Consider the following 11130-nt stretch of genomic DNA (forward strand, 5'->3'; position numbering starts at 1 on the left):
TCACCCCGTACCGTTGACGCATGGATCTTCGACTGCCCGGACTGAACGGGCTGCTCCGGCGACCCCGGAGGCTCCTCGCCGCCGGGGCCGCCGTCGCCGTGCTCGCGGGCGCGGGGACGTGGACGGCCGTCGCCGGCGACGAAGCGCCCCCGGTGCACCGCACGGACCGGCTCCTGGACACCGGGGACGGCGTGCGCATCGACACCTCCTTCTTCACCTCCGGAGGAGACGGCCGCCGCCCCGCCGTCCTGCTCGGGCACGGCTTCGGCGGCAGCAAGAAAGACGTCCGGCAGCAGGCCGAGGACCTCGCCCGGGACGGCTACGCGGTCCTGACCTGGTCGGCCCGCGGCTTCGGCAGGTCGACCGGGAAGATCGGCCTGAACGACCCCGAGGGCGAGGTCGCCGACGTCTCCAAGCTCCTCGACTGGCTCGCCACACAGCCCCGGGTCCAGCTCGACGGGAAGGGCGACCCCCGCGTCGGCATGGCCGGCGGCTCCTACGGCGGCGCCATCGCCCTGCTCACCGCCGGCCACGACCGGCGCGTGGACGCCATCGCTCCGGCGATCACGTACTGGAACCTCGCCGACGCCCTCTTCCCCAACGGCGTGTTCAAGAAGCTGTGGGCCGGCATCTTCGTCAACTCCGGCGGCGGCTGCGAGAAGTTCGAGCCCACGCTGTGCCGGATGTACGAGCGGGTCGCCGAGTCGGGCACACCCGACGCCGAGGCCCGCGAGCTGCTGGAGCAGCGCTCCCCGTCCGCGGTCGGCGAGGACATCAAGGTCCCGACGCTGCTGCTGCAGGGCCAGTCCGACTCGCTCTTCCCGCTCGGCCAGGCCGACCAGGCGGCGAGGACCATTCGTGCGGGCGGCGCCCCCGTCGACGTCGACTGGATCGCCGGCGGCCACGACGGCGGCGACATGGAGACCGGCCGCGTCCAGGACCGCGTGCGGACCTGGTTCGACCGCTACCTGAAGGGCGACAAGGGCGCCGACACCGGCCCCGCCTTCCGCGTCACCCGCACGCTCGGCACGGGCTCCGGCGACGGCGAACCCCGGCTGACCGGCGTCACCTCCGACCGCTACCCGGGTCTGGAGAGCAAGCGGACCTCCCTGGCCCTGACCGGTCGCGAGCAGAGCTTCGCCAACCCGCCCGGCGCCAGCCCGCCCGGTGTCTCCGCCCTGCCCGGCCTCGGCGGCGCGGGCGGCCTGAGCCAGCTGTCCAGCCTCGGCATCGGCGTCTCGCTGGACTTCCCCGGCCAGTTCGCCGCGTTCGAGTCGGCGCCGCTCCGCGAGGACCTCCAGATCACCGGCTCGCCCGCCGTGACCGTCCACGTGAGGTCCACCAGCGACGACGCCGTGCTCTTCGCCAAGCTCTACGACGTCGGACCCGGCGGGGACGCCCGGCAGGTGCTCCCCTCCCAGCTCGTCACGCCCGTCCGGGTCGAGGGCGCCAAGGCGGGCAAGGACGTCCGCGTCACCCTCCCGGCGATCGACCACGAGATCGACGACGGCCACCGCCTGCGCCTGGTTCTCGCCTCCACCGACCTCGGCTACGCCTCCCCGACCGCCCCGGCGACCTACACCGTCTCCCTCAAGGGCGATCTGTCGGTGCCCTCCGCCCTCGGGCAGCGGGACAGCGGGAACGCGCTGCCCGCGTGGGTGTGGTGGCTGCCCCTGACGGGTGCCGCGATCGCCCTGGCCCTGATCGTCACCGGCCGCCGCCGCACGGTCGCCCCCGCCCCGCCGGACCCGGCCCTCGCCGAGGTCCCTCTCCAGATCACCGGCCTGACCAAGCGCTACGCCAAGGCCTCGGACCGGTACGCGGTCAAGGACCTCTCCTTCCGCGTCGAGAAGGGCCAGGTGCTCGGCCTGCTCGGGCCCAACGGCGCCGGCAAGACGACCACCCTGCGCATGCTGATGGGCCTGATCACGCCCGACGGCGGCGAGATCCGCGTCTTCGGCCACGCCATCGCGCCGGGCGCCCCGGTGCTCTCCCGGGTCGGCGCCTTCGTCGAGGGCGCGGGCTTCCTGCCGCACCTGTCCGGCCGGGAGAACCTGGAGCTGTACTGGCGCGCCACCGGCCGCCCCGCCGAGGACGCGCACCTGGAGGAGGCCCTGGAGATCGCGGGCCTGGGCGACGCCCTCGCCCGCGCCGTGCGCACCTACTCCCAGGGCATGCGCCAGCGCCTGGCCATCGCGCAGGCCATGCTCGGCCTGCCGGACCTGCTCATCCTCGACGAACCCACCAACGGCCTGGACCCGCCCCAGATCCGCGAGATGCGCGAGGTGATGATCCGCTACGCCGCCGCCGGCCGCACGGTCATCGTCTCCAGCCACCTCCTGTCCGAGGTGGAGCAGACCTGCACCCACCTGGTGGTGATGGACCACGGACAGCTCGTCCAGACGGGCCCGGTCGCGGAGATCGTCGGCTCGGGCGACACGCTCCTGGTGGGCACGGCCACGCCCGTGGAGGAGCCCGTCGTGGAGAAGGTCGCCGCCCTGCCGGGCGTCGCCTCGGCCGTGCGCGCCGACGAGGGCCTGCTGGTCCGGCTCGACGCCGACGGCACCCCGCAGCGCCTGATCGCCGAGCTGGTACGGCTGGACGTGGCGGTCACGTCGGTCGGCCCGCACCGCCGCCTGGAGGACGCCTTCCTCACCCTGATCGGAGCCGAAGCATGAGCACGCTCGCCGAGCCGCCCGCCGAGGTCGCCGACGGCTACCGCGCGGGCCGCACCCTGCCCTTCCGCGTCGAGCTGGTCCGGCAGCTGAAGCGGCGCCGCACGATGGTCATGGGCGGCGTCCTGTTCGCCCTGCCGGTCATCCTGCTCATCGCCTTCCAGGTGGGCGGCGACCCGGGCGGCGGCAACAACCGGGTCAACCTCATGGACACGGCGACCGCGTCCGGGGCGAACTTCGCCGCGGTCAACCTCTTCTCCGCCGCCGGCTTCCTGCTCGTCATACCCGTCGCCCTGTTCTGCGGCGACACGGTCGCCTCGGAAGCCGGCTGGTCGTCCCTGCGCTACCTGCTCGCGGCCCCCGTGCCCCGGGCCCGGCTGCTGTGGTCCAAGCTCGCCGTCGGACTCACCCTGAGCTTCGCCGCGATGGTCCTGCTCCCGGTCGTCGCCCTCGCCGTCGGCACGGCCGCCTACGGCTGGGGCCCGCTGGAACTGCCCACCGGCGGCAGCCTGTCCACCGGCACGGCGGCCCAGCGCATCCTGATCGTCGTCGCGTACATCATGGTGTCCCAACTGGTCACCGCCGCCCTCGCGTTCTGGCTGTCCACCCGCACGGACGCCCCGCTCGGCGCGGTCGGCGGCGCGGTGTTCCTCACCATCATCGGCAGCGTCCTGGACGAGGTGACGGCCCTCGGCGACTGGCGCGACTTCCTGCCCGCGCACTGGCAGTACGCCTGGCTCGACGCCGTCCGTCCGCAGCTGGAGTGGTCGGACATGATCCAGGGCACGTCCGTCTCCGTCACCTACGCGCTGGTGCTGTTCGCCCTGGCCTTCCGGGGTTTCGCCCGCAAGGACATCGTCTCCTAGGGCCTGTCCGGCCCTTCCCGCCTGCCTCGCGGTACCGCCCCGCCCCATTGACCTTTGCTTACGCCCGAGTAAGTTTACTCCCGAGTAAGTACGAGCACGTGCCCGTACACACGAGCGGCAGCACGTCAGCCTCATCCGCGACCGGGAGCCGTCATGGGCGTACGCAAGGATCTGAAACGGGCGAAGCAGCGCACCGGCCTGGCGCTGCGCACCGGGGCCGAGACCGTCAGGGACGAACGGGGCGTCGTCCGCGAGGCCCGCGTGGCGCCCCTGGCGCCGCGCCCCACGACCGGCGCCATCGCCGACATCCCGTTCACCAACGCGGCCGAGGCGCCCGACGCCGTGGTCCTGCGCCGCGAACGGCACGGCAGCTGGCAGCCCGTCACCGCGGCCGCCTTCGCCGACGAGGTCACCGCCGTCGCCAAGGGCCTGATCGCGGCCGGCCTCGAACCGGGCGGCCGCGTCGCCGTGATGTCCCGCACCCGCTACGAGTGGACGGTCCTGGACTTCGCGATCTGGTCCGCCGGCGGCCAGACGGTCCCGGTCTACGCCACCTCCTCCGCCGACCAGGTGGAGTGGATCGTCCGCGACTCCGGCGCCCGCCACGTCGTCACGGAGACAGCCGGGAACGCCGACACGGTCCGGACCGGCACGGCGGGCCACCCCCGGCCCCCGCGCGTGTGGCAGCTCGACGGCGGCGCCCTCGACGACCTCACCGCCCTCGGCCGGGACGTGACCGACGAGGAGGTCGTCAAGCGCCGCACGGCCCTGACCCCCGACACCCCCGCCACCCTCTGCTACACGTCCGGCACCACCGGCCGCCCCAAGGGCTGCGTCCTCACCCACGCCAACCTGCACGCCGAGGCCGCCAACACCGTCGAACTGCTGCACCCCGTGTTCAAGGAGGTCACCGGCGAGACCGCCTCGACGCTCCTCTTCCTGCCCCTCGCGCACATCCTCGGCCGCACCCTGCAGATCGCCTGCCTGATGGGCCGCATCGAGATCGGCCACTTCCCGAGCATCAAACCGGACGAACTCCGCCCGGCCCTCCGGGCGTTCCGCCCGACGTTCCTGGTCGGCGTCCCGTACCTCTTCGAGAAGATCCACGACACCGGCCGCGCCACCGCCGAGAAGCTCGGCCGCGGCTCCTCCTTCGACCGCGCGCACCGCGTCGCCGTCCGCTTCGGCCAGGCCCACATGAACCGGTTCCTGGGCAAGGGCAAGGGCCCCGGCCCGGCCCTGCGCGCCGCGCACGCCCTGTACGACCTGCTGGTCTACCGCCGCATCCGCAAGGAACTCGGCGGCCGCCTGCGCTACGCCATCAGCGGCGGCAGCCCTCTGGACCGCGAGCTCAACCTCTTCTTCTACGCGGCCGGCATCCTGATCTACGAGGGCTACGGCCTCACCGAGACCACCGCCGCCGCCACCGTCGTCCCGCCCCTGGCCCCGCGCCCCGGCACGGTCGGCCTGCCGGTCCCCGGCACCACCGTCCGCATCGCCGACGACGGCGAGGTCCTCATCAAGGGCGGCATCGTCTTCACCGCCTACTGGAACGACCCGGCCGCCACCGCCGAGGCCCTGGACGACGGTTGGTTCGCCACCGGCGACCTGGGCTCCCTCGACGAGGACGGCTACCTCACCATCACCGGCCGCAAGAAGGACATCCTCGTCACCACGGGCGGCAAGAACGTCTCCCCGGCCGTCCTGGAGGACCGCCTGCGCAGCCGCCCGCCCATCGGCCAGTGCCTCGTCGTCGGCGACAACCGCCCCTACGTCGCCGCCCTGATCACCCTCGACCCCGACGCCCTCGCCCACTGGCTCGCGGTCCGCAGACTGCCCGCCGACACCCCGCTGTCCGAGCTCGTCCACGACGAACGCCTGCGCGCCGACGTGCAGAAGGCCGTGGACCACGCCAACGAGGCCGTCTCCCGCGCCGAGTCGATCCGCGCCTTCGCCCTGGTCGAGGGCGACTTCACCGAGGAGAACGGACTGCTGACGCCGTCCCTGAAGGTCAAACGGCAGGCGGCGACGGCGGCGTACGCGGAGCAGATCGAGGCGCTGTACGCGGGCAGGGCCTGACGCCACCGGCACAGCGAAAGGGGGCGGGCCGCCGGGCGACTGCCCGGCGGCCCGCCCCCTTTCGGGCGCGCGTGCGTCAGCCGCCGTTCGCCGACAGGATCGACACGTCCTCCAGCAGGTGCGCCAGCGCACCGTCGCGCTTGGCGTTGGTGGAGTTCTCCGCGCACTGCTGCTGCTGGTGGTCCGACAGGATCGGGATGTCCTGGATCGGGATGCCGATGAGCGCGCCGACACCGATCGGCAGGTCGTTCACGGCGATGCACGGCTTGTTGAACGAGCCCTGGATCAGGGCCATCTGCGGGCTCATGTTGCCGTACGTGGACGAGTTGCCGAAGCTCTGCATCGCCCCGTTGCCGTTCACGGCGGTCGGTCCGCTGTCGTCGCCGACAGCGAGCGCCTGCGGGGCCGCGGCGGCGGAGGCTCCCATGACGGAAGCGGCGATCGCCGCGGTGGCAATAACCTTCTTGATCACTGACCAGTCCTTTCTGAGGAAACCCCGTCCTCCGGAGCGTTCTGGTCAACTGCACGGGCGGTGCATGGTTTCTCCTCATCACTCTGTCAGCCCATGCCAGGACAGTTTGTGTGTTCTTACTTCCCGGTGATTATCAGGGATTTGGGGCGCTGCGGGCCAACCGGGTGAACACCCGCAACCAATCATCCGGAGCCGTGTTGATGAGGCCGTAGGACATGCGTCGCTACGAGGAAAGGAACGCGAAGTGCTCAAGAAGGCAATGGTCGCCGCGGCGGCCGCCGCCAGTGTCATCGGAATGTCGGTGGCGGCAGCTCCCCAGGCTCTTGCCGTCGGGGACGACTCCGGGCCGTCCGTCGCCAACGGCAACGGCGCCTCGTCGTCGTTCGGCAACTCGGCGACCAAGGGCGACATGAGCCCCCAGCTCTCGCTGGTGGACGGCACGCTCAACAAGCCCTGTCTCGCCGTTCAGGACCTCGACGTCGGCGTTGCCGCCCTCATCGGCGTGGTGGTCCAGGACATCCCGATCCTGTCGGACCACGTCCAGCAGCAGTGCGCGGACAACTCGACGAACGCCAAGCGGGACGGCGCGCTCAACCACATCCTGGAGGACCTGTCGGTCCTCTCGGCGAACGGCGACTGACCCGTACCGTACGCAGCCCGGGCGGCCCGCCGGATCCACGGCGGGCCGCCCGGCCGTACCCGGGGCATTCACGGGGCATTCGAGTGAATTCCCCTGCACCGTAAATATCTTAGTGTCTTCGAAGGTCGATTCCTCGTTTGCAGGCTGCAGGTCATGGTGCGAGCCGTTCCGGCTGTGCTCGCTCGGCTTCGGCCGACAAAGAGGCATGACTGCAGAGAAGGGAAAGTTCATGAAGAAGAGCGCTGCTGTCGTCGCGGGCGCGATCATGGCCCTGGGCATGGCCGGCCCGGCCATGGCGGACGCCGGAGCCCAGGGTGCCGCGGTGGGTTCCCCGGGTGTGCTGTCGGGCAACGTCCTCCAGATCCCGGTGCACATCCCGATCAACGTGTGCGGCAACACCGTGAACATCGTCGGCCTGCTGAACCCGGCGTTCGGCAACGTGTGCAAGAACGACTGACGCGGTAACGCACGAGCAGCACCGGCTGCGACCTGGCCGGCCCCGGGAGAACACCGTTCGCTCCGGGGCCGGCCTTTCCCACTTCTACGAGCACTCCACGAGCAGGAGGCAACGAGATTGCGACAGACTCTGAGCAAGGGAATGGTCGCGGCAGCGGCCGCGACGGGCATCCTGTCCCTGTGCGGCGGCGCCGCCCTCGCCGACTCGACCGCCGAGGGAGCCGCCAAGGGCTCTCCGGGCGCCGGGTCCGGCAACACCATCCAGGCTCCGGTCGAGGTGCCGGTCAACGCCTGCGGCAACACCGTCGACGTGGTCGCCGCGCTCAACCCGGCGTTCGGCAATTCGTGCGCGAACGACTCGGACGGCCGCGGCGGTCACGGTGACGGCGGCCGCCACGACTCCCCGGGCGACTCGGCGTACGACGACGGCGACGACTGGCCCGGCGACGGCGACGAAGGCGACGACGGTGAGGGCACGCCCGGCGACGAAGGCGACCAGCCCCCCGGCGACGGCGAGGACCGGTCCCACGGCGGCGGCACACCCCGCGGCGACGGCGGGTACGGCCACGACGACGGTGGCTACGGCCACGACGACGGCGGCTACGGGCGCGATGACGACGGCGGCTACGGGTACGGCGACACCCCGCCCACGAAGCCCCCGCACACACCCCCGGCCACGCCCCCGCACACCCCGCCGGTGAAGCCCCCGCACACACCCCCGCCGGGCGGCCATCAGTCGACACCGCCGCAGACGCCCCCCGCGGGCCACCGGACACCTCCCGGCGGTCAGGAGCAGCCGCCCAGTCTCCCCGAGACCGGCGCCGGGGCCCTGCTCGGTGCCGCGGCCGCCAGTGCGGCGCTGATCACGGGCGGCGCCGTGCTCTACCGGCGGGGCCGGGCCGCGTCCCACCGCTGACACAGCGGGTGCCGGACGCGAGCGCCCGGCACCCGTGAAGGCTGTGCGGTCAGCAGTCGCCCGGGTAGAAGAACCCGAGCAGGGGGATGCCCAGCAGGATCAGGCCCAGGCTGTCGTGCTCCTTGCACTCCTCCCGGTCCTTCGAGTCCCGGTCCTTCGAGTCCCAGTCCTTCGAGTCCCGGTCCTTCGAGTCCCAGTCCTTCGAGTGGGTGACCTCGGGGAGGATGTCCGCCTGAGAGGCCGTCGCGGTGCCGCCGAGGAGCGCGACACTCAGGGCGAGGCTGGAAAGCACCGTTGCGGTGCGCTTCATGTGAGTCATAGGAACAAATTAGGCATTCTCGTATAAAAAGCACGCACTTCTATCGCGCCATGCGGGTGAACCACCCAGCTGGCTCCGGGCGCAGACGCTCCAGCACCCGTCCGGCCGCGTGCCGGCCCCACAGGTGCCACATCGCCCGGCCGGGCGCCCGGTCGTCCGAGGCGTGCCAGGCCAGCTCCCGGCCGGCGGGCGCGGGCCGCAGCGCGCTCAGCGGGGCGTAGTTCTCCACCACGAACGCCCGCCCGGGCCGCGGCGCCCCCTGCGGCAGCGGACGGTGCGTCAGGTCCAGGTGCAGGGCCCGTACCACGTCCACGCCCGCCGTGTCGGTGAAGAGACGGAACTGGGCCCCGGGGCGCGGGTTGAAGTCGAGCAGGTGGTAGCGGCCCGTCGCGCCGCAGCGGCGGAAGTCCAGGTCGAGGATGCCGCGGTAGCCCAGTTCCCCGGTGATCCGCTCGGCGAGCACCCGCACCTCCGGGTTGGCCGTCCAGCGGCCGACCGACGTCAGGCCCGCCCCGCGCGGGCGGGCACGCTGCTTGCGGCCGGTGCCGCCGGCCCGCACCAGCCCGGAGCGGTCGGCGTACCCGTGGAAGAACCAGTCGCGGTCCGGGCCCGGCGGCAGGAACGCCTGCAGGAGCAGCCGGCTGCCCGCCTCCCCGGCCCGCCGATACAGCTCGCGCGCCTGCCGCGCGGAGCGCACCAGCACGGTGCTGCGCAGCCCGCTGTCCGCCGGCACCAGCCAGGGCCTGCTCCACTTCGCCACCACCGGCAGTCCCAGCCGCGCCACGGCCGAGGCCGCCCGCTCCGCGCTGTCCGGCACCAGCGTCTCGGGGTGCGCGACGTCCAGCGCGGCGCACACCCGGGCCAGTTCCGCCTTGTCGGCGACGCGTTCGGGCAGCGCCCCGGCCGTCTCGGGCAGCAGGTACGCCGGCGCCAGCTCCTCGCGCATCCGGCCCACCGCGACGGCCCCCGCGTCGTCCATCGCGATCAGCACCGCGGGACGCGCGAGACGCGTGGCGACACGGCGCAGCACCCGCGCGATCTCGGCCGGGGACGCCCCGGGCGGCGGCGGTGCGTGCAGCCCGCGCACGAAACAGGACTCGCGCACGGGACTCCCCGCGCAGTCCGCGACCACGTGCACCTCCACGCCCGCCCGGCCGAGTGAGCGCACGGCGCCCAGCGTTCCGTGGTGAAAGGGGTTCCGGTCCATCCGCAGCAGAACCGCGGGGACGCGAATGTCGAGCAGAGACACGGGCATTTCCTTCGAACTGGGTCACCGGTGCGGGCGAGGGGGCCACTCGAAAGCCTCAGTGGCGGTGGCGTGAATCCGTTTCATATGACTGAGTGTCAATAAGCGGAGGACAACGAAAGGGGCGGCCATGGGCACACGGCAGCGACGCGCACGGTCCCGGCGGCTGGCCTTCGTCGCGGCGGCGGTCGCCGCGACGGCGGCGCTGGCGTCCGGTCACACGGTCGTCGCGGGGACGGGGGCGGCACATCCCGCCGAACCACCGGCACCCGCGGCCACACCAGCGGCCACCCCGGCGGCACCGGCGGTTCCCGCCGTCCCGCCCGGGTCGCCCGCACCGGGCGCCACGGAACCGGGCACGGCGCCGGGCACCACACCCGCCGCACCCGCCCCCGCCTTCGGCGCCTACCTCGACTACGGCCCGCGCGGCGTGGCCCGCATGGCGCAGCTCAGCGCCTGGCTCGGCGGGGCGAAGCTGCGCGTCGGGCACACCTATCTGCCCGGCGACCGCTGGAGCAACATCGAGGGCCGCCCCGGCTTCCTCGACGTGTGGGCCAACTGGCGCCGCGAGCAGGCCGACCGGCTGCTCGTCCTCAACGTGCCCATGCTGGAGCGCAACGAGGAGGGCGTGCCCGACCACGAGGTCCGGCGGCTGCTGCGCGAGGGCGCGGCAGGGCGCTACGACCACCACTTCCGCGCGCTCGCCGAGCGGCTGGTCGAACTGGGCGTGCCGGACACGGTGCTGGTGCTCGGCTGGGAGATGAACGGCATCACGTACACCCACCGCTGCGGGCCGGACCCGGAGGCGTGGAAGCAGTACTGGAACCGGATCGTCACCACCATGCGCGCGGTGCCGGGCCAGAGGTTCCGGTTCGACTTCACCCCGAGCCGCGGCCGAGACGCCGTGCCCTGGACGCAGTGCTACCCGGGCGACGACACCGTCGACATCATCGGCATGGACGCCTACGACCAGCCGCGCGGAATGTCGTTCGACGAACAGGTGAAGGAGCCCTACGGGCTGCAGCAGCACGTGGAATTCGCGAAGGCCCACGGCAAGGCCATCTCCTTCCCGGAATGGGGACTGTTCCGCAACGGCGACAACGCCGACTACATGAAGCGCATGCTCGCCTGGATGGACGAGCACAAGCCGCTGTACCAGACCCTGACGGACTACTGCCCGCACGGCGTGTGGCAGTGCGACGACAACCCCCGGGCCTCCGAGGTCTACCGGTCCTTCCTGTTCGGCCGCGACGAGGACAGCACCCCCGCCCCGACCACCCCGGCCCCGACCGCCCCGGCCAGTCCACCGGCGCCCACCCCCACCCCGCGGCCGAGCACGCCCGAGCCGGAGCGTCCGGCGAACTGCTCGCCGCTGAACCTCGGCGACTGGGTCGAGTACTGGATGGGCGGCAAGCTCTGCCTGCGCCTCGACTGGTGGTCGCGTACGCACTAGCCCGGGGC

The 11130-nt window shown here is 72.6% G+C and carries 10 protein-coding genes; 7 read left to right on the forward strand and 3 right to left on the reverse strand.

The features are described from left to right. Positions 1-20: 20 nt before the first annotated feature. The 3 genes from ACIGAN_RS27030 (at position 21) to ACIGAN_RS27040 (ending at position 5620) form a co-directional block, all read left to right on the forward strand. Positions 21-2678 (forward strand): CocE/NonD family hydrolase, encoded by a 2658-nt coding sequence (locus ACIGAN_RS27030; RefSeq protein ID WP_399861463.1) that lies wholly within the window; start codon positions 21-23, stop codon positions 2676-2678. Further along, positions 2675-3541, forward strand: a complete 867-nt coding sequence (locus ACIGAN_RS27035; RefSeq protein ID WP_365085899.1) for an ABC transporter permease — start codon at positions 2675-2677, stop codon at positions 3539-3541. Before ACIGAN_RS27030 ends, ACIGAN_RS27035 begins: the two co-directional genes overlap by 4 nt. Positions 3542-3694: 153 nt before the next feature. Then, entirely contained in the window at positions 3695-5620 is a 1926-nt protein-coding gene (locus tag ACIGAN_RS27040) for an AMP-dependent synthetase/ligase (RefSeq protein WP_399861466.1), read from the forward strand. 76 nt (positions 5621-5696) lie between these two features. Here the strand turns inward: ACIGAN_RS27040 and ACIGAN_RS27045 are convergent, their stop codons facing one another. Next, the gene (locus ACIGAN_RS27045) at positions 5697-6092 is read right to left on the reverse strand and encodes a rodlin (protein WP_161369419.1); all 396 of its coding nucleotides are present in this window, start codon (positions 6090-6092) and stop codon (positions 5697-5699) included. A gap of 244 nt (positions 6093-6336) precedes the next feature. Here ACIGAN_RS27045 and ACIGAN_RS27050 point away from each other — a divergent pair, with 244 nt between their 5' ends. From ACIGAN_RS27050 to ACIGAN_RS27060, 3 genes are all read left to right on the forward strand, one after another. Beyond that, positions 6337-6732: a rodlin gene (locus ACIGAN_RS27050; RefSeq protein ID WP_365085890.1), complete on the forward strand. Its 396-nt coding sequence runs from the start codon at positions 6337-6339 to the stop codon at positions 6730-6732. Positions 6733-6937: 205 nt separating this feature from the next. Then, a complete protein-coding gene (locus ACIGAN_RS27055) occupies positions 6938-7189 on the forward strand; it encodes a chaplin (protein ID WP_365740454.1) in 252 nt (83 codons plus the stop codon). Between the two features lie 117 nt (positions 7190-7306). Beyond that, positions 7307-8104 (forward strand): chaplin, encoded by a 798-nt coding sequence (locus tag ACIGAN_RS27060; RefSeq protein WP_399861470.1) that lies wholly within the window; start codon positions 7307-7309, stop codon positions 8102-8104. Between the two features lie 49 nt (positions 8105-8153). Here the strand turns inward: ACIGAN_RS27060 and ACIGAN_RS27065 are convergent, their stop codons facing one another. After that, positions 8154-8414: a hypothetical protein gene (locus ACIGAN_RS27065; protein ID WP_399861472.1), complete on the reverse strand. Its 261-nt coding sequence runs from the start codon at positions 8412-8414 to the stop codon at positions 8154-8156. A 49-nt stretch (positions 8415-8463) separates the two neighbouring features. After that, positions 8464-9672: an ATP-grasp domain-containing protein gene (locus ACIGAN_RS27070; protein ID WP_399861473.1), complete on the reverse strand. Its 1209-nt coding sequence runs from the start codon at positions 9670-9672 to the stop codon at positions 8464-8466. Positions 9673-9799: 127 nt separating this feature from the next. On the opposite strand from ACIGAN_RS27070, the gene ACIGAN_RS27075 reads away from it, so the two are divergent. Next, positions 9800-11122, forward strand: a complete 1323-nt coding sequence (locus ACIGAN_RS27075; protein WP_399861475.1) for a glycoside hydrolase family 26 protein — start codon at positions 9800-9802, stop codon at positions 11120-11122. Positions 11123-11130 lie beyond the last annotated feature (8 nt).

Origin of the sequence: Streptomyces sp. NPDC085931 (genome assembly GCF_044540565.1) — a bacterium.
GTDB lineage: Bacteria > Actinomycetota > Actinomycetes > Streptomycetales > Streptomycetaceae > Streptomyces.

Bases quoted from the DNA above. Each gene is read 5' to 3' on its own strand.
- ACIGAN_RS27030 (WP_399861463.1), top strand. From the start codon at position 21: ATGGATCTTCGACTGCCCGGACTGAACGGGCTGCTCCGGCGACCCCGG.
- ACIGAN_RS27035 (WP_365085899.1), top strand. From the start codon at position 2,675: ATGAGCACGCTCGCCGAGCCGCCCGCCGAGGTCGCCGACGGCTACCGC.
- ACIGAN_RS27040 (WP_399861466.1), top strand. From the start codon at position 3,695: ATGGGCGTACGCAAGGATCTGAAACGGGCGAAGCAGCGCACCGGCCTG.
- ACIGAN_RS27055 (WP_365740454.1), top strand. From the start codon at position 6,938: ATGACTGCAGAGAAGGGAAAGTTCATGAAGAAGAGCGCTGCTGTCGTC.
- ACIGAN_RS27065 (WP_399861472.1), bottom strand. From the start codon at position 8,414: ATGAAGCGCACCGCAACGGTGCTTTCCAGCCTCGCCCTGAGTGTCGCG.
- ACIGAN_RS27075 (WP_399861475.1), top strand. From the start codon at position 9,800: ATGGGCACACGGCAGCGACGCGCACGGTCCCGGCGGCTGGCCTTCGTC.